Source organism: Clostridium sp. AM29-11AC (assembly GCF_003480545.1).
In the GTDB taxonomy this organism is placed as follows: Bacteria; Bacillota; Clostridia; order Lachnospirales; family Lachnospiraceae; genus Otoolea; species Otoolea saccharolyticum_A.
This window is the reverse complement of the sequence record NZ_QUJI01000005.1, coordinates 175,417-195,310: the sequence shown is the minus strand read 5'-3', so window position 1 is coordinate 195,310 and position 19,894 is coordinate 175,417. Positions and strand designations below refer to the sequence as shown.

General features: G+C 49.7%; 23 protein-coding genes. 16 read left to right on the top strand and 7 right to left on the bottom strand.

Annotation, left to right across the window (positions count from 1 at the left end):
• Positions 1-7: 7 nt before the first annotated feature.
• The 11 genes from DW757_RS06110 (at position 8) to DW757_RS06065 (ending at position 8,243) form a co-directional block, all read left to right on the top strand.
• On the top strand, positions 8-388 hold the full coding sequence (locus DW757_RS06110) for a hypothetical protein (RefSeq protein ID WP_118751260.1): 381 nt from the start codon (positions 8-10) through the stop codon (positions 386-388).
• On the top strand, positions 389-2,647 hold the full coding sequence (locus tag DW757_RS06105; protein WP_118751259.1) for a hypothetical protein: 2,259 nt from the start codon (positions 389-391) through the stop codon (positions 2,645-2,647).
• Complete coding sequence (locus tag DW757_RS06100) at positions 2,607-3,011, top strand: hypothetical protein (RefSeq protein WP_118751258.1); 405 nt, start codon at positions 2,607-2,609, stop codon at positions 3,009-3,011. Before DW757_RS06105 ends, DW757_RS06100 begins: the two co-directional genes overlap by 41 nt.
• The gene (locus DW757_RS06095) at positions 3,008-3,454 is read left to right on the top strand and encodes a hypothetical protein (RefSeq protein WP_118751257.1); all 447 of its coding nucleotides are present in this window, start codon (positions 3,008-3,010) and stop codon (positions 3,452-3,454) included. The genes DW757_RS06100 and DW757_RS06095 overlap by 4 nt, the downstream gene beginning before the upstream one ends.
• A 3-nt stretch (positions 3,455-3,457) precedes the next feature.
• The gene (locus DW757_RS06090) at positions 3,458-4,399 is read left to right on the top strand and encodes a hypothetical protein (protein WP_118751256.1); all 942 of its coding nucleotides are present in this window, start codon (positions 3,458-3,460) and stop codon (positions 4,397-4,399) included.
• Between the two features lie 1,067 nt (positions 4,400-5,466).
• Positions 5,467-5,781, top strand: a complete 315-nt coding sequence (locus tag DW757_RS06085) for a hypothetical protein (protein WP_118751255.1) — start codon at positions 5,467-5,469, stop codon at positions 5,779-5,781.
• Between the two features lie 21 nt (positions 5,782-5,802).
• A complete protein-coding gene (locus DW757_RS06080) occupies positions 5,803-6,129 on the top strand; it encodes a hypothetical protein (protein WP_347559968.1) in 327 nt (108 codons plus the stop codon).
• A 124-nt stretch (positions 6,130-6,253) separates the two neighbouring features.
• Positions 6,254-6,529 (top strand): hypothetical protein, encoded by a 276-nt coding sequence (locus tag DW757_RS06075; RefSeq protein WP_118751254.1) that lies wholly within the window; start codon positions 6,254-6,256, stop codon positions 6,527-6,529.
• Between the two features lie 56 nt (positions 6,530-6,585).
• Complete coding sequence (locus DW757_RS17355; protein WP_182433261.1) at positions 6,586-6,750, top strand: hypothetical protein; 165 nt, start codon at positions 6,586-6,588, stop codon at positions 6,748-6,750.
• Positions 6,740-7,570: a peptidoglycan recognition family protein gene (locus DW757_RS06070; protein ID WP_118751253.1), complete on the top strand. Its 831-nt coding sequence runs from the start codon at positions 6,740-6,742 to the stop codon at positions 7,568-7,570. Before DW757_RS17355 ends, DW757_RS06070 begins: the two co-directional genes overlap by 11 nt.
• Before the next feature lie 346 nt (positions 7,571-7,916).
• Positions 7,917-8,243 (top strand): hypothetical protein, encoded by a 327-nt coding sequence (locus DW757_RS06065; RefSeq protein WP_021965849.1) that lies wholly within the window; start codon positions 7,917-7,919, stop codon positions 8,241-8,243.
• An 86-nt stretch (positions 8,244-8,329) separates the two neighbouring features.
• On the opposite strand, the gene DW757_RS06060 is transcribed toward DW757_RS06065, so the two are convergent.
• Entirely contained in the window at positions 8,330-8,665 is a 336-nt protein-coding gene (locus DW757_RS06060; RefSeq protein WP_008395716.1) for a cyclic-di-AMP receptor, read from the bottom strand.
• Positions 8,666-8,931: 266 nt separating this feature from the next.
• Here DW757_RS06060 and DW757_RS17350 point away from each other — a divergent pair, with 266 nt between their 5' ends.
• From DW757_RS17350 to DW757_RS06050, 3 genes are all read left to right on the top strand, one after another.
• Entirely contained in the window at positions 8,932-9,075 is a 144-nt protein-coding gene (locus DW757_RS17350; RefSeq protein ID WP_182433263.1) for a hypothetical protein, read from the top strand.
• Positions 9,076-9,131: 56 nt separating this feature from the next.
• Positions 9,132-9,917, top strand: coding sequence for a sodium-dependent transporter (locus DW757_RS06055; protein WP_243033425.1), 786 nt, complete (start codon positions 9,132-9,134; stop codon positions 9,915-9,917).
• Between the two features lie 151 nt (positions 9,918-10,068).
• Positions 10,069-10,683, top strand: coding sequence for an HAD family phosphatase (locus DW757_RS06050; RefSeq protein ID WP_015574453.1), 615 nt, complete (start codon positions 10,069-10,071; stop codon positions 10,681-10,683).
• A gap of 96 nt (positions 10,684-10,779) precedes the next feature.
• Here DW757_RS06050 and DW757_RS06045 read toward each other — a convergent pair whose 3' ends face one another.
• Genes DW757_RS06045 through DW757_RS06035 form a run of 3 tightly spaced genes read right to left on the bottom strand, consistent with a single transcriptional unit; the run spans position 10,780 to position 13,412 of the window.
• Entirely contained in the window at positions 10,780-11,436 is a 657-nt protein-coding gene (locus tag DW757_RS06045) for an ABC transporter ATP-binding protein (protein ID WP_087383942.1), read from the bottom strand.
• A 55-nt stretch (positions 11,437-11,491) separates the two neighbouring features.
• The gene (locus DW757_RS06040; protein ID WP_118751251.1) at positions 11,492-12,304 is read right to left on the bottom strand and encodes an ABC transporter permease subunit; all 813 of its coding nucleotides are present in this window, start codon (positions 12,302-12,304) and stop codon (positions 11,492-11,494) included.
• On the bottom strand, positions 12,279-13,412 hold the full coding sequence (locus DW757_RS06035) for an ABC transporter substrate-binding protein (RefSeq protein ID WP_118751250.1): 1,134 nt from the start codon (positions 13,410-13,412) through the stop codon (positions 12,279-12,281). Before DW757_RS06035 ends, DW757_RS06040 begins: the two co-directional genes overlap by 26 nt.
• A 485-nt stretch (positions 13,413-13,897) precedes the next feature.
• Between DW757_RS06035 and DW757_RS06030 the strand changes: the two genes are divergently transcribed.
• Positions 13,898-14,431, top strand: a complete 534-nt coding sequence (locus tag DW757_RS06030) for a MarR family transcriptional regulator (RefSeq protein ID WP_118751249.1) — start codon at positions 13,898-13,900, stop codon at positions 14,429-14,431.
• Complete coding sequence (locus DW757_RS06025) at positions 14,418-15,533, top strand: FUSC family protein (RefSeq protein ID WP_118751248.1); 1,116 nt, start codon at positions 14,418-14,420, stop codon at positions 15,531-15,533. The genes DW757_RS06030 and DW757_RS06025 overlap by 14 nt, the downstream gene beginning before the upstream one ends.
• Positions 15,534-15,609: 76 nt before the next feature.
• On the opposite strand, the gene DW757_RS06020 is transcribed toward DW757_RS06025, so the two are convergent.
• The 3 genes from DW757_RS06020 to DW757_RS06010 all read right to left on the bottom strand — a co-directional run bounded on the left by DW757_RS06020 (position 15,610) and on the right by DW757_RS06010 (position 19,562).
• Positions 15,610-16,563 carry a DUF4397 domain-containing protein gene (locus DW757_RS06020; RefSeq protein ID WP_118751247.1) on the bottom strand — a complete coding sequence of 318 codons (954 nt, stop codon included), beginning with the start codon at positions 16,561-16,563 and terminating at the stop codon, positions 15,610-15,612.
• A 187-nt stretch (positions 16,564-16,750) separates the two neighbouring features.
• Positions 16,751-17,881 carry a sporulation integral membrane protein YtvI gene (ytvI, locus tag DW757_RS06015; RefSeq protein ID WP_118751246.1) on the bottom strand — a complete coding sequence of 377 codons (1,131 nt, stop codon included), beginning with the start codon at positions 17,879-17,881 and terminating at the stop codon, positions 16,751-16,753.
• 43 nt (positions 17,882-17,924) lie between these two features.
• Positions 17,925-19,562, bottom strand: coding sequence for a Na/Pi cotransporter family protein (locus tag DW757_RS06010; RefSeq protein ID WP_015574457.1), 1,638 nt, complete (start codon positions 19,560-19,562; stop codon positions 17,925-17,927).
• Positions 19,563-19,894 lie beyond the last annotated feature (332 nt).

Here is a 19,894-nt window from a genome sequence, read left to right as displayed (position 1 = left end):
AAGGACGATGGCTTGCTTTATTTATATTAACGGGAAGGAGTTCCCTTCCCCGGATCGGGGGCTGGAATTTCTGGTCGCTACTTTTGTGAGCAGCGGGAAAAATGCCAACGGTGAGTTTGTGGGTCAGCGGGTCGGAAGGGATCAGTATAAGCTGAATAACCTGGTATGGAATAAGCTGGACGCCTCCACCTGGTCGGCCATGCTGAAGGAATTTCAGGAGTTCGTGGTGACAGTGAAATTTCCGGATATGGTCAATAACGACTGGCTGACGCTTCGGATGTATCCGGGAGACCGGACCGCGCAGCCTCTTCAGGTGGGGGCTGACGGCCTTCCTACTATGTACAGTCAGTGCAAGGTGAATATTGTAGATTGCGGGGAGTTGGATTAAATGCAGGCGGTGAGCAGTGAATATAAGAGGGAAATGAAGAAGCGCTACAGAGATGAGCGTTCTTTTATCCGTGTGACCATTGGGATGATTAACCAGACGGCCCAGGCATCGGCCAGGGTGGCAGAGCCGGAGGCATTTACCTATTTTTCTTCTCTCACAAAACCTTTTGATAATTATCAGGTAGAAGAGCTGTATGCAGGATGTGATGAGGACTGGACAGCGGTGAATGGAAGCATGTATTTCCTTCCAAGAAGAAAGCAGGATGTGGTATTAAATGCTGGTCTGGTGACGGAGGAGCTGATAGGAGTGGTAGAAATACGGTTTTCAGTGGCGCTCTCTATCAAGGGACTAACCATTGAGTTCGGGAAGGCATACCCGGTGGATTTTACGATTGAATCGGATCAGAATACAGTGGAGGTAGAGGGGAATGCCTCCGGACATTTTGTAACGGAGGAAATTTTTTCAGATGCCACCTTCCTCCGGCTGGTTCCATCCAGGATGGTAAACGGACAGTCAAGACTCCGGATTCACCAGATTACAATGGGAATTGGAATTTATTTTGATAACCGGAAAATTCTGTCTGCCGTAAAGAAAGAGCATATCAGCCCTATTACAGAGGAACTCCCTTCTATTGATTTTTCCATGACGGCTGAAAACCGGGATCGAACTTTTGATGTGGAAAATTCTGAATCATCGGTACAGTTCCTGGAGATTGGACAAAATGTGGAAGTAATGTACGGCCAGGAGCTGGAGAATGGGACGGTGGAATGGATGCCGGGAGCAAAACTTGCATTGAAGGACTGGTCTGCTGATGATGAGGAGCTGGAAATCGGGGCAACGGATCGGTTTGATGGAATGGAGGAAACGTACTACAGTGGGCGCTATGCTCCGGAAGGATTGTCCCTGTATGATGCGGCGGATGATGTATTTCAGGATGCAGGAGTGGACAGCAGGGAGTATTATATCGATCCTTATCTGAGAGATGTACTGATAAAAAATCCTGTGCCTGCGGTTACTCATAAGGAGGCGCTTCAGATGATTGCCAATGCTGGGCGGTGTATCCTTTACCAGGACAGAGAAGGTAAAATTTTTCTTAAATCCAGCTTTATTCCTGATATGGAGGCAGCATCGGAGAATGAGGCATATTTTTCTCACGCGGCGCGGATTCTGGACGGGACAGCGAAGGAGGAATATGCCCTGACTGGACAGGATTACTCTCAAGCCGGAGGAGTACAGTATTTTCTTCCCAGAAAGGGTGGGGAGATTGTACTGAATACCGGCTATATCAGTGATATAACAGCGGACAAGGAGGGAAACTTCACGGAACATCCGACTGTGGTGATTACTCTGGAGGCGGCGTTTAAATGTTTCGGGCTGACTCTGGAGTTTGGCCGGAATGCGCCGGAGAGAATGGTGTTTCATTCTTATTACAGCGAAGAGCTCCAGGAGAGTTTTGAGGTGAAAGATTTGAGAAAGACGACAGTGATTTCTCATGAGTTTCCTTCGTTTGATTGTCTGGTGATGGAGTTTACAAAGGGATCGCCTGGAAACAGGGTGGTTCTTGACAATATCCTGTTTGGCGACAGCACTGACTATTCTCTGGAGTATGGAACGGAACTTACGAAAACTCCCAAGGGGACGCAGCTCACGAAGGTGAAGGAGCTTCAGGTGGTAAGGACGCTTTACAGCGAGGGAGAGGAGGAGCAGGAGCTGGCAAAGGAAATACTTTCCTCTGATGGTGAGACTTCCAGATATACCTTCTATCTCTCGAACCCCTCTTACGGATTTTCAGCAGCATTTACGGAATCGAAGGAAGGGGCACAGGTGTCGGTAGTCGACAGCAGCGCCTATTATGTGACAGTGGAATTAACAGGAGTGAATGGAGAAGCAGAGGTGGTGGTAAATGGGTGGGAATATGTGACAACACAGGCGAGGACGGTTAAGCAGCTTCACACGACAGGTACGGTTGAAGTGTGGGAAAATCCTTTGGTTTCAGACAATCAGATGGCAGAGGATCTGGCTCAGTGGATTGGGGATTATCTGGCATCGGACAGGGAATACAGCCTTTCCTACCGGGGTGAACCAAGAATTGACGCCAATGATCTTGCATTTCTGGAGAATAAATATGTGCCGGATCTGCTGATAAGGATTTCTGAACATACCTTGAATTTTAATGGCGGAGCACTGTCAGGGACGATGAAGGCGAGGAGGGATATGAGTGGCATGGTCAGAACCAAAAACGGACTGGAAGCCAAATGATTTTTTTAATATTCAGGACTATAACCGAATTAAAGGAAACCTGAATGAAATACGGCAGCTGGCATTGACTCTCTGGCCGGAGTTTTACTTTGAGGACATGGGGGAGGATAAGACCTATGAAGATTACAGCTTTTATGCGGATGAAATGAACCGGTTTGAGGCGAATGTGGAGCACATCTGCCAGGGGACATTTCCGTTTGCGGTGGGAGAGAGGATGACATTTTATGATAATACGCCGTTTATCGGCTGGCAGGAGCTGAATCGTTTGGAAGAGGCCTGTCGCCTGATGTACAGCAATCTGAAAAGCAGGGAGGAGGGCCGTAAAATGCTGGCGTTTACACTGAATGGAGGTTTATTTGGATGAAGAGACTGAAAACAGATTACAAGGACGCCATGTATGACGGGCAGAGGCGGTATCGGCTGGCGAAAAATGAGGATGATACCTACGGTATTTTGGATGCCACGATGTACACTCAAGTGGGTGATCGGTTTGGAGAAAATGACATTAATGAAACGAACCAGGCGGTGAATGCTCTGATGGATACCAGGACGATTACCCTGACGGCAGCAGGCTGGCAGGGAAGCGGGCCTTATACGCAGACGGTGGAGGCTTCGGGCGTACAGGATACAGATGAGCCAATGGCAAAGGAAGTAATTCCGAAGGGAACAACAAAAGAGGATGAGAAGGCGATCCGTAAGGCCGCAGGCTGTGTAAGCTATTTCGAGACGGGAAATGGGACGGTGACGTTTACCTGCATCGGAAAGAAACCGGAAACGGACTTTCAGGTTGTAATGAAGGGGGTGTAAGGCATGGCGATGGGAATTTGGCTGCCGGGAGGCGGCGGAGCGGATCTGGACGTGGTGACAGCCGGCGCCGGGGATGTTCTGGCCGGGAAGGTGATAGTCGGCCCGGATGGGGAACCGCTCACCGGAACCCTGGCATTGTCTGGCAATGCTTCTGACGGACAGGTATTAAACGGGCAGACGTATTATAATACAGATGCCAAAACAAAAAGAACCGGTACGATGCCGAACAGAGGAGCTGTGAACCAGTCTCTTGCTATCAACGGCAGCTACACGATTCCGGCGGGATATCATAATGGAAGCGGCAAGGTAAGCCAGAGCATCCCAACCAAGGGCGCGCAGACGTACACGCCGGGGACCACAAATCAGACGATTGCGGCGGGGCAGTATTTGACTGGGCCACAGACGATAAAAGGGGATCCGAACCTGAGACCGGAGAACATCAAGAAGGGTGTGTCGATAATGGGAATTACCGGAAGTTTTGAAGGCTATGTCATAAGCCCGTTAAATCTTTTTAATGCCGGTACATGGGGCGGAGGACAGTCTGGCTATACTGTAATGGAAGGGCCGGGAACTTATCCAGGAAATAAAGTATCTATAACGGGGGGAACCATTCGTTTAGACACTAACGGAGGAGAAAGCGCACTGCTCAGGCTGAATAATGTAGTTGATATTACAAACTATAAATATTTAAAGATTGATTGTCCGTATGACACGATCTGGTCCGCTGTAGGATGCGGAATCAGCAAAAGTTCAGGCGATACATCTTTTGACGGTCTTACGGCCAAATATGAAAGTAATCTAGGCAGTGGTAACTCCCCTAAGGGTACTCATGTATTGGATATATCAGGTTTTTCTGGCGCCTATTGGGTTTATATATATCTCCTCACAGGTGGAAGCGGCAGCCGTTATGCAGGAATCAACCGGGTATATCTGACCAGTAACTAAGGTTACAATGCTTTTTTAAACAGGCATTATAAATGCCCTACGTAAACCATAAGCATTGCAAGTAAGCTTGCTTGTGCTGCTCAGCAAATTGTCCTCCCAATCGGCAGCTGTAGTGAGATCATGTAAGAACATTGTTTTATGTAAACCATATTTTATAAATATAACCATACCTCTGCCTATTCAGATTATTTGTTTCCAAAAAATCTTCGACGGAGAACCAACCAACGATATTTATATCTGTCAGGTCAATAGTATGCTGTTTATTGGAGCCTGATGGCAGTGTATAATATGCTGCTTGGCCGCCAGACGTATTTCTCACATAAAAATAAAAACTGGAACCTATCGATGCATCGGTAGTTATCATGTTAAAAGATTTATATGGAGTTAAATTAATCGGTTGGTTTTTAAATATACTAAAGCCTCGAGATGACGTTGTTGATTGACTGTAAGTCATTAAAATATTACTGGCTTCAAACTTGGTAGCGACGTCTGTATCACCGACCACATTATTTGAAGAGTACCCACTTCCCCAGGATCCTCTATTATAGATGTCCAAGGGGCCAGGAACGAATCCATCGTGGGTTCCAATAATTCCCATTATGGAACATTATCGACAGTAGAAGTGGAAAGAAATGGAAAAGACAGGGAATCTGTGATATACTCTCCCTGTTACCGCCCCGATACTGGCAACAGGAAGGGGGTGCTTGTCATGGAATTAGCTTTATCTTTTGTAGTCGCCGTTGCGGCTGGTGTAGCCTGCCACTACATCATCAAATGGCTGGACGGCGATAAATAGTCGGTAACCAGCCTGCGGGGATAAGCCTTCCCGTCTGAAAAAATAGGAATAGAAAAACCCCAGAGATTGCGGCTCTGGGGTTTTTCGTATGTGCCCGTCATGGACATGCTTTATCTTTTTGCCTACAGGCATTATAGCATATGCGTTTTCTGATTGCAAGATACGTATATGCTGTTTTTTTATCCTGAAATTTGAAAAAGGAGGACAGATTTTGAAGGGAGGATAACATTTTTTCCGAAAACGACATCCAAAAAGAAAGAAGGTGAGGAAGATGGATGAAGCGGTTAAAGCGGAACTTGAGCGCCTGCGGGATGAAGACCGCAGGCAGAACAAGCGGATTGAGGTCCTGGACGAGTCTGTAAAAGCGATCCAGGATTTAGTCCTGTCTGTACATACCCTGGCCCATGACATGAAAGGAATGCTGGAAGAGCAGAAAGAGCTGGGAAAGCGCCTGGACAAGCTGGAGAAGGAACCGGGAAACAGGTGGCGCCGGGTAGGGGATAAGATTCTGGACACTGCCATAGGTGTTCTGACAGGCGGAGTTGTCACAGGAGCTGTCCTTTTGGCATCTCAGTATATTAAGTAAGAAAAGCGAAAGAGAGGAAAAATGATGGATGTAACAAGCTTAATGCAGTATGTGTCTTATGGGCTGATTGTCATTGGTGTGATGGCCTTTCTGGTATCGGCCATTACCCAGGTCATAAAAAGCTGGCCGGGTCTTTCCAAACTGCCTACTTCGGCGGTGGTGATTGTTCTGAGCCTGATCCTTTGTCCGACTGTTCTGGTGGCAGTTATGGCGTGGATGAAGCAGCCGATTGAGTGGTATATGATATTTGCCTGCATTCTGGCAGCGTTTATTGTAGCGCTGGTATCTATGGACGGATGGGAGCGGCTGAAAGAGATCTGGGAGCGGACTGGATACAAGGATAAGTAGGAGAGGAGGTGATCCATTCATCTCCCGCAGCTTCGGCGGGTGATCCGGAGCACATTCAAACAGTATGACAAAGGCTGTCCACCCGGGCGGCCTTTTCAAATATCAATTTTAAGGAGGACTCATTATGAGTAAGAAAAATCACTGCGAATTACACAAGGACGGAACCTTTAATCAGGAGGCACCAGGCACCCACATCACAGCGGAGATGGCCGGAGCCTGCAGCTGTGACGGTCCGGCTGAAGGGCCGGCACTGGAGGGCAAGGGCAACACTCCCGCCGGTCCCGGACTTGAGGGAAAAGGCAATACTCCGGCCGGCCCCGGGGCAGAAGGTAAAGGTAACACCCCGGCAGGCCCGGCAGCGGAAGGAAAAGGAAATACGCCTGGCGGCCCGGCAAAATAGTTGCGACGTCGGAACTTACAAAGGGAGGCCTCGGGGCCTCCCGGAAAGGAGCCTATATGATAAAGAGTATGCAGAGAGCAGATCTTGGCGACAAGTGGTTTACAGAGCTTCAGGAGGAGGTCAGGGAAGCATCGGAAACAGCACTGCAGGACTTCCAGACAGCCATCGATCCGGATGCGATGGGCCCGGACGGAAAGGAGGGGATTGACGATGCAGATTAACAAACTGCTGACTCCGTACAACCTGAACCGCCTGGGCGATACCAGTCGTATCAAATACATCGTGATCCATTATGTCGGGGCCACCGGCGGGGCGGAAGCAAACTGCCGGTACTATGCCAGCAAATATATTGGGGCCAGCGCCCACTACTATGTGGGATTCGGCGGAGAAATCTGGCAGAGTGTGGAGGACGGGGACATTGCATGGCACTGCGGAGCCAAAACTTACCGGCATCCGGAGTGCCGCAACTCCAACAGTATCGGCATTGAGATGTGCGTGAGAAATAAAGGCAGCCAGACGGCAGAGAGCCGGGACTGGTACTTTGAGGTGGCCACAGTCCAGGCGGCTGCCATGTTGACCAGGGAACTGATGAAAAAGTACGGCGTTCCGGCAGATCATGTGATCCGTCACTATGATGTAACAGGGAAAATTTGCCCGAATCCTTACGTCTACAACCACACGGCCCACACCTGGGAGGCCTTCAAGGCAGCGCTGACAGCCACAGCTCCGAAGGAATATCCTCAGGGTTTCATCCAGGCCGCTGATGGGGTGCGCTGGTGGTATCAGTTTAAGGATGGTTCTTACGCCCACAGCGGCTGGTACTGGCTGACCGAGGTAACCGGGGGTACTTCCGGCTGGTACCTGTTTGACGATGCAGGCTATATGCTGACCGGTTACCAGACAGATTCGGCGGGTGAAAGATTCTTTCTCTGCCCGGATAAAGGTATCCATGAGGGACAGTGTATGGTAACAGATGAGAGGGGAGTTCTGAGGATTGTGGGAGAGTATGATTTTGAAGAACATAAATATGTAAGGCGGTAGATTGTCCACCGCCTTGATTGGAAATATTTTAAAATATTGTATCATCCTCGGAAATATATCTGTCTATGCAACACGAAATGCAACACGACACCCGGCAGGCCTTGATTTTACAAGGCTTTTCGGCGGGTTCGATTCCCGTCAGCAGCTTTTTTCTTTTGCCCTTGTAAATACTGGATTTTTCCTGTATTTACAAGGGTTTTTGCGTATCTGGCGAAATCGTATGAAAACCTCTCTGTTTCGCAGCGCGCCGCAGGCTGTTGGTCCCTCCTGCAGCGTTGAGGATACTGTCACAGGAGCGCTCTGCTCGGCATCTCAATATACTAAGGAAAAAAGAGAGGAAAAGCAGATGGATGTTACAACCTTGATGCAGTATATATCCTATGGACTGATCGCGATCGGCGTGATGGCCTTTTTAGTATCGGCAATCACCCAGGTAATTAAGAGCTGGCCGGGACTTTCCAAGCTGCCCACCTCGGCGGTGGTGCTTGTTCTGAGCCTGATTCTCTGTCCGGCAGTTCTGGTGGCGGCCATGGCTTGGCTGGACCAGCCTATTCAGTGGTATATGATATTTGCCAGTATTCTGGCAGCGTTTATCGTGGCCCTGGTATCTATGGATGGATGGGAGCGGCTGAAGGAGATCTGGGAGAGAACAGGCTATAAGGATAAAAAATAGGGAGCCCGTGAAAAAATAGGGACCTGCGAAGCAGAAAAGCTCCGGTGCAGAAACCGGAGCTTTTGTAAAGCATCTGGTAAGTGTTATCAGAATTTCTGGAAGTTTTCTACGTCCAGCACGAATACAGTAGCGCCTCCGACTTTCATGTTCATGGGAACTGTCATATTGACAGTCGGGCAGCAGTTTCCGGCCATGGTTGGTGGAGTGTATACAAGCTGCTCTCTCTGACCGGACATTTTTTTGATAATGGAAATGGCCTCGTCAACTCTGGCGTTGTCCACACCCAGCATCAGAGTGGTACTTTTCTTTTTCAAAAAACCGCCCATGGTGGAGAGTTTTGTAACGAAGAACGAGTTCTGGTTCAGCTCATAGACCAAATCGTCGGCATCTTCACTTCCGATAATCGCAATAATCATTTTCATATGCAGCACCTCCTGTTCATTACATTTTATTATTTTACCATTAAATCAAGAATATTGATATAAAAAACGAATAAAAATTTCATTTTTTTTGTAAAAGTCTTTGAAAAGGAGTCAAAAATAGGAATTTTAGGACTGAAATCCGCATGATGTCTTTTGCATAAAGACATTTGATAACTATTCTTTATAGGAGAGATAACAAACAGATATGGATAAATACAGAGGGAGAATAGATTTTTTGCTGTCAGTCTGGTATGATGGAGCTGTTTGTGTCTGAAAGACAGGAGGACATAAGAGAAAAAGTTTTACATCAGGAGGAGAGCAGTATGAATCAGAACAGAAGCCAGTGGGCCAGCAATCTGGGCTTTATCCTGGCAGCGGCCGGCTCGGCCATAGGGCTGGGAAATATCTAATTGCCTGCGTTGTGAGGGCTGTGACGCTTCCGGGCGCAGCGGACGGAGTTGCCTTTATGCTGACGGTCAACCCGGAGGATTTTAACAGGGACACTCTGGTCGGAGCCCTCGGACAGGCCTTTTTTTCACTGTCAGTGGGAATGGGGATTATGGTTACTTACGGTTCCTATGTGCCGAAGAAGGAAAATCTGGTTAAGAGTGCAGCCTGGATCTGTTTTTTGGATACCATGGTGGCAATCCTGTCAGCTTTTGCCATTATCCCAGTGGTATTTGTGACCCTGGGCGCAGAGGGACTTGGAATGGGCGGAGGCTTCGCTTTCATGGCGCTTCCGGAGGTGTTTGCGGGCTTCCCCGGCGGCGTTCTGTTTGGTCTGGCATTCTTCATCCTTCTGTTTCTGGCCGCTCTCACCAGTGCCATCAGCATTCTGGAAAGTTGCTGCGCTTTTATCACAGAAGAGTGGAAGGTCTCCAGGCTGAAGGCTGCTGTGGGTCTGTCTGTTCCCATGGCGCTTCTGAGCGCAGGATACTCCCTGTCTCAGTCGGCGGCAAGGGGAATTAATCTGCCGTGGTTTGACTTTGCAGACGGACTGCAGATGCTGCCCATGAATGCGGTGATGGAGAAATTTACCGATAATCTGATGATTCCTGTGGGAGCCTTTTTCTTCTGTATTTTTACCGGATGGGTCTGGGGAATCGGGAAAGCAGAAGCAGAGATTGAGGCGGAGGGAAGCTGCCGGTTTGGCCTGAAAAGGCTTTGGGGCGCGATTGTAAAGTTTGTGGCTCCGGCCTTTATTCTTGTGATCTTGTATTTCACAGTGGGAAAAGGTCAGGGACTGTCATAGGAAATTCTCTGGAAGAGAAATCGGCAGAAGGAGTATCCGGCTGAGGAAAAGCCAGACAGAGAAAGAGCTGAAACGAAGCAGAAAATAAGAAAAAATGGAAGAGCGAAACCGGAATCATCAGGCATCGGTCTTCTGGCAGGAGGTAGAGCTTATGGTAGGAAAAAAGATTAAAAACATCGTGTTTGATATGGGAAAGGTGCTGCTGGACTATGATCCTCTTGGAGTGGCCAGACATTTCATGGCTGACCCTCAGGAGACAGAGCTGCTCAGAAAAAATGTGTTTGAATCGGAAGAGTGGCTTTTGCTGGACCGCGGCGCTATTTCAGAGGAAGAGGCTGTGGAGAGGATGAAAGGGCGCATGCCGGATGAACATATGAGAGATATGGCAGAACAGTGCATGGCACATTGGCACCAGTACAATATCAGCCCCAAGCCTGGAATGGAGGAGGTTGTCCGGGATCTGAAGAAAAAAGGTTACAGGACGTATATCTGCTCCAATATATCCCTTCGGTTTCGCGAATTTCGAAACGAGGTTCCCGGTATCGGGCTGATGGACGGCGTTCTCATTTCTGCCGAGGAGCATTGTCTGAAGCCAGAAAGGGAGATCTATGAAAGGCTGTTTGAAAAATTCGGGATACGGCCTGAGGAATCCTTCTTCATTGACGACCTGGAAGAAAATATTAGAGGTGCAGAAGCCTGCGGCATGGATGGATACTGCTATGCAGACGGGAATGTGGAAAGGCTGAGAGAACAGCTGGGAATATAAGAGAGAAAAATGGGGAAGCGGACAGCCAGTGGCTCCGGTTCCCCATTTTTAAACCTGTGTTTTCTTTCTTCCTTCTCTTCCGGAGAGATCCGTCTGCTAAAAGGACAGAACTCTGGCATGCAGCAGAGCGGCATCCTCAGGAGTGTGGGTGGACAGAAGGAGAGGTCGGCTGTTTCTGTATTTTTCGATAAAGCGGATAACCTGATGCTTGGTGTCCCCGTCAAGGCCGGAAAAGGGTTCGTCCATGATAAGGGCATCACAGTCGGAGAGCAGGGCGCGGGCCGCCGCCAGACGCCGCTTCATGCCTCCGCTCAGGGTGTGGGCAGGGCGGCCGAGACACTCAGCTGGAAGAATCTCACAGAGTGCAGAAGCAATCTGCTTTTTTTGTTCTGCCTTCGGGCCCGGAGCCATGACAAGACGTACATTTTCAATGGGGGAGAGATGCTCGATGAGGCGGTTTTCCTGGAAGACGGCTCCCAGCCGCGCCGGCACAGAGATTCTTCCGCTGTCTGCCTCTTCAAGTCCCATGAGGATGCGAAACAGGGTGGTTTTGCCGGAACCCGAGGGCCCCATCAGGCAGCAGATCTCCCCGACTTCCACAGAAAAAGAGAGAGCGGAAAGCACAGAAAGCTCTCCGTAGGATTTAAAAAGCCCGCTTACAGAAATACAGTTTTCGCGCTGAGAGGCGTTTTCAGAATCGGCAGAGCCCTCACTGAATGGGAGCTGCCCGGGTAAGAGTTGCTTCACTGACATAAAATTTCCTGCTTTCCTAAAAGATATATGGTTTCTCAAGGCCTGTTCTCCCAGCCTATTTTCCCTGCATTTTCAGCAGACAGTTCATCAGCAGCAGAAACAGTCGTTCCAGGAGGGCTGTAACTGCGATGATGACAAGGGTCCACGCAAAGAGATTCGCTGTCTCAAGGTATATTTTTGAGGTGTAGAGCTGCTCTCCGATGGAGAAGCTGGGGAGGCCGATTACCTCGGCGGCTACCCCGGATTTGATCCCCATGCCCAGGGCAAAACGGCAGCTTCCGGCCAGATAGGGAAGAAGGGCAGGAAGATAGATAGCGCGAAACTTCCTGAGGCCGGAAATGCGGAACACACAGGCCATTTCCAGAAGCTGCGCATCTGCCCTCGATAGGCCGGAGAGGGTGGACTCGTAAATCATGGGAAATACCACCATAAAGGAGATAAACACAGAAAGATTTTCCGAGCCAATCCAGATGAGAGCCAGAATGACAAAGGAGGCTACGGGGATGGATTTCATGAGCAGGACTGCAGGGGCCAGGAATTCCTTCAGGACAGGCAGGAAAAAAGAGGCGGTGCCGGCAATGGCAGCCAGAAAAAAAGCCAGCAGAAAGCCTGCCGTAATCCGGAGAACGGAAAAGCTCAAAGAGAGCCAGAATTCTTCCGTGGGAAGCTGGAGGAAAAGCGCCCGCACCACATCAAGAGGCCCTACAAATATGATGGAATTTCCTATAAGGACCGCGGCTGCCTGCCACAGCGAGATCCAGAATAAGATGACAGCGGCACGGCGAAGTCTGGGCCTTCCCGTTTCGCTGCGGCCAGAAAAAGTCACCGCGTTCACCTCCCGCTTACTGGGCCAGATAGTAGAAATCATCGCCTGGAAGCGCGCCGCCGACAGATTTTGGATCCTGCTCAAAGAGAACCTCCAGATAACCGGACAGGGCGGATTTCATCTCCTCGCCCTCAATATACACAATACTGCAGTAGGGAAGGGCTTTTTTGGCCACAGGCTCTTTCTCGATGATACCCTCCTTGACGACGAGGGCTGCCGTTTCATCAGGCTCCGACAAAGCCAGTGCGGCAGATTCCTCGTGGGCATCCAGAAATTCTGCGACAGCCTCCGGGTTTGTCTCAATCAGACTGTCGCTCACCACAGTGACCCCTGTCACCAGCCGGCTGCCGCCCTCACCCTGGACCTTATCCCACTCTGAGGTCATGTCAAAGACGAGCCTCAGAGCCTCGTTCTGGCTCATGGCAACCGTGGCAAACGGCTGAGGAAGAAGGCCGACGGCGTCTGGATTTTCACTGAGGAGGGAGGCGATTTCGGTAGCCTCTGACTTGTATTCCAGCTTTACGTCGCCGGCATCAAAACCATTGGCAGCAGCCTGCTCTCTTAAGAGATACTGGAGAACATAGTCCGGGGTAGTTCCCTTTCCTGTAAGATAGACAGTCTTTCCGGCCAGATCAGCCCAGGAGGTGATGGAAGGATCGCCGGAAACCAGGTACAGGACGCCCAGGGTGTTGATATCAATAACCTGGATTTTGCCCTCCGTTTTATTGTAGAGAACACTGGCCGCGTTAGCCGGCAGCAGGGCAATGTCCAGCTCTCCGGATACCATGGAAGCCAAAAGCTCGTCAGCCGCGGCTGCCATAGTAAAGTCATAGGTTTCCGAAAGGCTCTCATCATTCATCATGTGGACAAGTCCCATGGAAGTCGGGCCTTTCAGGGAACCGACACGGATCAGGTCACGGCTCTGTGAGACTTCCGTTTCCTGACTCTGCTCAGAGGAAGCTTCACTTACACTCTCAGCCTCTGTCTGGCCTGAGGTCTCTGAGGCATTCCGGGAGCCTGATGCAGAGCAGCCGGCCAGAGCCGCCGTCATGGCCAGAGCCGCGGAGACGGAGACGAAACGTCTGGCAGCCCTGTTGCCTCCCCTGGAGTTGTCCGTAGTTAAATAATGAAGAAATCTTCTGCTTTTCATTTAATTTTCCTCTTTCTCTCATAAAGCCATAAATTAATAGAGTTATAATTATGAATTTTCGTTATCGGGCACAGCTAAAGGTAGCCTGTGCTGACTGTAAGTATACAGGAAATCGGAATAAATATCAATATTTCAGCCTGTCAGACACTGCAGGTTCTGAAAAAGCTGCGGTGGAAACTTGATTCTGCTCCCGAGGCTTCTGAAAAGCCGGGAAAAGCAGAGAAGAGTGGGTAAAGGACTGGAAAGACAGAAAAACACAACACAAGAGAAAGGTCAGAGCAGTCCAAAGTCAGAGGAAAATGTAGTTGACAGGGCAAGAGAAGAAAAATATAATTAACAATGTTAATTAAATGGTCTGGCGGAAATTGCCTTTCGTGAAGAGCAGAGACAGCAGTTTGCATCTTCAGATAAATCAGTCGGCAGTCGGCAGACAGAAAAGGGATTTATCCCGTTAATTAGAAAAACAGATTCCAGGAGGGAAGATTATGAAGGACGCAGGAGAACGCAATGTGGAAAGTCCGGATGGCCGCAGCGCTTCACCGGATTGGCGGGTGATGTGGAAATGGATGCAGCAGATTCACTGCTTTTCCAGAAATATGACAAAACAGCAGCAGAACAGGGAGTTAACGATGGGGGAGATGGAAGTACTTGCAGTGGTGAGTCTGGAGAGTGAGACAACACCTATGAGACTCAGCAGGGCAACTGGTATGAAGCTTGAAGCAGTCAGCCGAACGCTTCGCTCTCTGGAGTCGAAGGGGTGTATCAGGAGAAAAAAACTTCTGTCTGATGCCAGAAGTGTCCTGATTACTCTCACAGAGAGGGGGGAAGAGCTTCTGAAGAAGGACTGCGGTTTGTTTTTGGGACCTTTGTACCGACTTGAAAGAGAGATGGGGGAGAAAACCAGAGAGCTGCTGGCCCTGATTGAACAAGCCAACTGGCTTCTTTCGAAGGCAGAACAGGAAAGGGAGAAAAAACAGGCAGAAAGCAGTGAGAAGGGGGAGGAAAATGAGATTTTATGATGCACTTCAGCTGGATCCGGCAGTACTGAAAGACAGGATTAAAAAAGCGTCTGACGGCAGGGAACGGCTCTGGTTTATGACCGCTCTTCTCGTGCGGGACGTGCTGCTTGTTGCCTTTGCTATTGTCTTTATTTTGTTTCTCACATTAGTGTTTGGACAGGAAAACAGCTCCATGGCTGTCATAATTTTCTGCATCCTGCTCAGCATTCGCTTTGTCAGTTTCGGATACAAGGCAAAGCATTCCGTGATCAATCTGGCAGCAGTCTTTGGGATTTTGACGGTCTCTCCGGTGTATGCCCAGCACCTAGGCCCTCTGGCAGGCTTTGCAGTTCATTTTATATCCCTTTCCCTGATTCTTGTGATTACGTGTGAATACCCTGAGATGGGGAACGGAGGACTTTATCTGTTTGGATATGTCTTTCTGGCCGGAAATCCAGTCGAGGGCTCTGCTCTTGCCGGCCGTGCCATGATGGCACTTGTCGGTTTTGGATTATGCGGGGCGATCTTGTTCTTCAGGCACCGTAAGAAGCATAAAAATGTATCATTTCTGCATGTCGTCGGCCGCATGAGAATTTACGATCCAAAATGTCAGTGGCAGCTTCGGCTGGCTCTTGGATTAAGTCTTTTGTTTCTGTTGAACAGAGCCCTGAATTTGAACAGATTTATGTGGGCAGGCTTTGCCTGCTCCTCCCTCCTTTCTTCTTATCCGGTCAATCTGAGGGGGAGACTGGCGGAAAGAGCAGGAGGAATTGTTCTGGGCTCCCTGCTGTTTGCTGCTGTTTACCGGCACATTCCGGAGTCTTTTTTGTTCATGGTAGGCCCTGCAGCCGGACTGTGCCTGGGGATTTGTTCCAGCTATTTTGCCAAGACTGTCTTAAATTGCTTTGGAGCTTTGCTTATGGCAGCCGGCACCTATGGCCTTTCAGCGGCGGTATCTGTCCGCATTGTAAACAATTTGTTGGGGATTGCCTTTGGCCTGCTGTTTTTCAAGGTGTATGAGAAGGCAGTCCGGGCAGTCTGCGCCCTGCTGGAACGCCTGAAAAAAAGAGAAGCTGACAGCATGCAGAGAGAAAATCAGGGACCGGCCGGGGAGGCCGGGTAAGAAGCTTTCTTCCCTGCCTCCCCCATTTTGTCAGAATTCTGATGATTTGGAACAGCCCTATGACGGCAGACGGTCCTTATCCTCTCCTGTCCGAAGTGAGAAGGGTCTGGATGGTATCTGGTGAAGGATTCCAGTTAAAGACATAGAGAGTGTGAATGCGCCCGGAGGTTATGCGCAGGGTGGAAGAGATAAGGGTATTTCCCGGGCGTTCAGAGCGGGAAATCCGAAGCGGATAGCTGCCGGAATTCAGGCTGCTGAAGGAAGTGGGCTGACCGAAGGAGACGGACTGGAAGGTAAGATTGCCCACGGATACGTTGAGATTTCCGCTGTACCAGGCCAGATTGCAGACTCGCAGGCATCCGCCGGGGAATGAAGCCGGGCAGGACGGATCCGGAATTGAGAGGATGTTAAGGCCGGCCGGTCCGTTTGTGAACGCAATCGTGGCCATTCCGCTGTCAATGTAGATAGACTTTGAAGTGCTTATGTTCTGGGCTTCATCGACAGCCAGGAAGGTGTGGTAGCCGCGGGATATGCGTCTGTAGCCCGTCAGCTGAGCAAAATCCAGAGCAGTAGCGGCAAGCATCCCATCGATGTAAATGCGCAGAGAGTTGTAGCCCACAGCAGTATTCAGAAGGCGGATGGCTCCAGCTATCCAGGGATCCCCCCCACAGAACAGACAGGGATAGATGGGAATCTGACCTGTGGACGGGATGCTGGGAACAGTAGGGGTAGAGGGAATGGATGGTGTAGAAGGATACACTGGTGTCGAGGGTATGCTGGGCGTAGAAGGCATCGAGGGTGTGGTGGGCGTAGAAGGTGTAGTGGGCGTAGAAGGTGTAGTGGGCGTAGAAGGTGTAGTGGGTGTAGATGGAGTCGAGGGTGTGGTGGGCTCTTCCGGTGTGACGGAGAAGCCAGGATCGATCTCTTCGTCAAACGGCGGAATGGACGAGCCGCCTGGCATAGAGAAGTCGGGATCGACTTCTTCCATTTCCTGAACTTTTAAGGATAAAGAATAGGGAACTTCTTTCATGGACAGAATCCTCCGATGATTTCTTATGTAACAGAATATTCACCGGAAGACCGAAAGGTGACGGGAGGGGGCAAAAAAAGAAAAACAGTAAGGAAAGGTTTAAACAGGGGAACAGGCTGGGGGGAGAAAGCAGAAAAAACTGCCGGGCGGAGCGCTGCAGCTCCAGCCGGCAGTGGATCAGATCCTGTCAGATTTTTTTATCAGATACGTTTCCCCTGTCCTGGCGGCTGTTCGTGTTTTCCTCCATCCGAAACAGCCGGATTACTCCGTTTTCATTGAGATAGCGCAGCAGGGACAGACAGATAGGGAAACCGAACAGGCCCAGAACACCGAAAAGCTGCGCGCCTACAAACATGCTGGACAGGGTGACAACCGGGTGAAGCCCAATCTGGGCGCCGACGATTTTTGGCTCGATGATATTTCTGACTACCGTGACGAAGAGGTAGACAAGAAGCAGCGCCAGAGCCATGGAAAAATTCATTTTGAGCGCCTCCAGAACGATCCAGGGGATCATAACGCCTCCGGTTCCCAGAACTGGAAGAATATCAAAAATAGCGATCAGGAAGGCGATGAAAATGGAATTTTCCACTCCCACCACAGTCAGCCCGATAGAGAGCTCCAGAAAGGTAATGCTCATAATCAGAGCATAGGAGCGGATACAGACAAACAGCGTTCCCACCACATATTCCTTAATGAGCAAAAATATCTCCCGCCTTTTTTCATCCAGCTGAAGCAGACAGAAACCGGTCAGCCGATCGTAGTCTGCAGAAATAAAAAAGGTGGAAATAATTAACAGCAAAAGGCTGATAAAAAGTCCCGGCAGGGAGGAGGCCACACCGGACACATAGCCCATGGCAAGTCCGGAAAGGCTTGAAACCATCTGTCCGAGAGACTGGGAAAACTGAGTCATCAACTCCTCGAGGGCCGTCAGGAGCGCAGGATCCATGTGGAGAAAGGACTGTTCAATTCCGCTGTAGATATCGCTTAAAATCGGCTCCACATGGGCGGCATAAAGGGCAGGAAGATTAAACAGAAAACCCTTTACAGCCGAAAATGCCTTGACGCTCATGAGAAAGATCAAAAGGCCGACCGTGCAGTAAAAAACCAGCACAGTGAAGACTGCCGCAGCCTTCTTTTTCATCCGCAGACGCTCAGACAGAAAGCAGACCGGAGTGCGGAGAAGATAGGCGATGACAAACCCTGCTGCAAACGGAGCAACCATGGGAAGGCCGTATTTGATGAGAATGAAGGCGGCCAGAAGTATGATAGTGAAATATAAAAAATTGATAATGAAATTTTTGCGTTTCTGTATTTCCATGTAAGTCCTTTCTGAGATAATAAAGAGCTGCAGCCTCGTCCCTTTATTCTGGTGAGGAGAGGGCCAGCTCCTGTCCGATATTCAGCATGTGATCTCCGATTCGCTCAAAGTCGGTGAGCATTTCGGAATAGAGAATACATGCCTCGTCTGAACAGGTTCCCTTCTGCATACGCTTAAACTGGTTCTGGCGGAACAGATCCGTCATATCATCAATCTTCTGCTCCAGGGCAGCCACCTCTGAGAGGGATGATACGGTTAACTCCTCCATGGAAAGAAGCAGCTTCATGGAAGAGGCGCAGACAGACTGCATCTGGGAGATCTCGCTCTTTGCCTGTTCGGAGAAGGCAATCCTCTTTTCCTGCATCCGCTTTGTGTATTCGCAGATATTGACTGCGTGATCGCCGATTCGCTCCAGGTTTCCTGAAATCTTGAAGAAAGCGCTGATGAGAGCGGAGTCCTTTTCATTGGCCTCAAAGGCAATGGAATGGGAGATGTATTTGGAAATCTCCTTGTTCAGGAAATCAATGTACTCCTCTGTCTCCTCCACCTGGGGAAGTGAGTCAGGAGTTCCGTCGATCACAGCCTGGAAGCTGCGGCTTACGTTATCGGCAGCCATGGAAGCCATACGGCCAAGCTCCCGGCGGACACTTCCGATTACAATAGCGGAGGAACCGATCTGATGATCTTTTGAGGACTCCATTGGACGTATGTAGGCAAGATGCATCATGTCTATATCCTCTGTTCCACGATCCGGAAGGATTTTTGTGGCCAGCTCTGCCAGGTAAGTTCCAAAGGGGAGGAGCAGCAGTGTCGTGACAATGTTGAACAGCGTGTGCATATTGGCAATCTGAGCCGCAGGGTTATCGGGAGTCAGCGACACCATAAAGGCTGTAAGGGGCGTGGCCATACAGACAGCAGTGAAGAGGGCAGTTCCGATGATATTAAACATCAGATGGATCACAGTAGTACGCTTTGCATTCCGGCTGGTTCCGATGGAGGCCAGGACGGCTGTAATACAGGTTCCGATGTTCTGGCCAAAGAGAACGTACACTGCAGTTGGAAGTCCGATAACTCCGCTGACAGCCAAGGCCTGAAGGATACCTACGGAAGCGGAGGAGGACTGGATCAGAGCAGTGAAGACGGCTCCGGCCAGTATGCCGATAAACGGGTTGCTGAAGTTGGACACCAGATCCACGAAAGCCGCTGAATCGCGAAGAGGCATCATGGCTGAGCTCATCATCTCCATTCCTATGAACAGGATACCCAGTCCGGCAATGATTTGACCGTAATGGTGGAAGATGACTTTTTTTACAAATACAATGAACACAACTCCCACAAAGGCGAAGAGCGGTGCCAGCGCTCCCACGTCGAGGGCAATGAGCTGGCCCGTGATGGTAGTTCCAATGTTTGCTCCCATGATAATCCATACTGCCTGCTTCAGCGTCATCATGCCGGAATTTACAAATCCGACAACCATGACGGTAGTGGCTGAGGACGACTGAATGACAGCGGTGATTCCGGCACCTACCGCCACGCCGAGAAAGCGGTTGGCAGTAAGGCGTTCCAGAATCTGTTTCATTCTGTTGCCGGCCGCGTCTTCCAGTCCGGCGCTCATCATCTGCATTCCGTAGAGAAAGAGAGCCAGGCCTCCGAGAAGGCCAAGTAGGTCTGTTACATTCATAATAACTGTTTTCCTCCTGAAATATTCATTTAAAGTGAAAATCCAGGTGAATTTCCGCTTGTCCGCCCTGCAGCCTGCCTGCTGTTTTCAGATGCAGAAACATGCAGAATATCCGCTGCGAAAAGGTGGAAAAATGTCGAAATACACCCACTTAATCATATGAAAAAGCGGCCCAAAAGACAAGAAGAATTTTTAAAAATATAGAAGTATTAATTTTAAACCCGCTGGATATAAATTAACTGATAATTGCCCGGCAGAGTACAGGGAATGTTCCATAGAGAGACGATGCCGTACAGCCTCCCTCCGGATAGAGACAGTCCCAAGTTACGGGA

Coding starts and splice junctions, on each gene's coding strand:
- DW757_RS06110 (WP_118751260.1), top strand. CDS start 8: ATGGCTTGCTTTATTTATATTAACGGGAAGGAGTTCCCTTCCCCGGAT.
- DW757_RS06105 (WP_118751259.1), top strand. CDS start 389: ATGCAGGCGGTGAGCAGTGAATATAAGAGGGAAATGAAGAAGCGCTAC.
- DW757_RS06095 (WP_118751257.1), top strand. CDS start 3,008: ATGAAGAGACTGAAAACAGATTACAAGGACGCCATGTATGACGGGCAG.
- DW757_RS06090 (WP_118751256.1), top strand. CDS start 3,458: ATGGCGATGGGAATTTGGCTGCCGGGAGGCGGCGGAGCGGATCTGGAC.
- DW757_RS06085 (WP_118751255.1), top strand. CDS start 5,467: ATGGATGAAGCGGTTAAAGCGGAACTTGAGCGCCTGCGGGATGAAGAC.
- DW757_RS06080 (WP_347559968.1), top strand. CDS start 5,803: ATGATGGATGTAACAAGCTTAATGCAGTATGTGTCTTATGGGCTGATT.
- DW757_RS06075 (WP_118751254.1), top strand. CDS start 6,254: ATGAGTAAGAAAAATCACTGCGAATTACACAAGGACGGAACCTTTAAT.
- DW757_RS17355 (WP_182433261.1), top strand. CDS start 6,586: ATGATAAAGAGTATGCAGAGAGCAGATCTTGGCGACAAGTGGTTTACA.
- DW757_RS06070 (WP_118751253.1), top strand. CDS start 6,740: ATGCAGATTAACAAACTGCTGACTCCGTACAACCTGAACCGCCTGGGC.
- DW757_RS06065 (WP_021965849.1), top strand. CDS start 7,917: ATGGATGTTACAACCTTGATGCAGTATATATCCTATGGACTGATCGCG.
- DW757_RS06060 (WP_008395716.1), bottom strand. CDS start 8,665: ATGAAAATGATTATTGCGATTATCGGAAGTGAAGATGCCGACGATTTG.
- DW757_RS06055 (WP_243033425.1), top strand. CDS start 9,132: ATGCTGACGGTCAACCCGGAGGATTTTAACAGGGACACTCTGGTCGGA.
- DW757_RS06050 (WP_015574453.1), top strand. CDS start 10,069: ATGGTAGGAAAAAAGATTAAAAACATCGTGTTTGATATGGGAAAGGTG.
- DW757_RS06045 (WP_087383942.1), bottom strand. CDS start 11,436: ATGTCAGTGAAGCAACTCTTACCCGGGCAGCTCCCATTCAGTGAGGGC.
- DW757_RS06040 (WP_118751251.1), bottom strand. CDS start 12,304: ATGATTTCTACTATCTGGCCCAGTAAGCGGGAGGTGAACGCGGTGACT.
- DW757_RS06035 (WP_118751250.1), bottom strand. CDS start 13,412: ATGAAAAGCAGAAGATTTCTTCATTATTTAACTACGGACAACTCCAGG.
- DW757_RS06030 (WP_118751249.1), top strand. CDS start 13,898: ATGAAGGACGCAGGAGAACGCAATGTGGAAAGTCCGGATGGCCGCAGC.
- DW757_RS06025 (WP_118751248.1), top strand. CDS start 14,418: ATGAGATTTTATGATGCACTTCAGCTGGATCCGGCAGTACTGAAAGAC.
- DW757_RS06020 (WP_118751247.1), bottom strand. CDS start 16,563: ATGAAAGAAGTTCCCTATTCTTTATCCTTAAAAGTTCAGGAAATGGAA.
- ytvI (WP_118751246.1), bottom strand. CDS start 17,881: ATGGAAATACAGAAACGCAAAAATTTCATTATCAATTTTTTATATTTC.
- DW757_RS06010 (WP_015574457.1), bottom strand. CDS start 19,562: ATGAATGTAACAGACCTACTTGGCCTTCTCGGAGGCCTGGCTCTCTTT.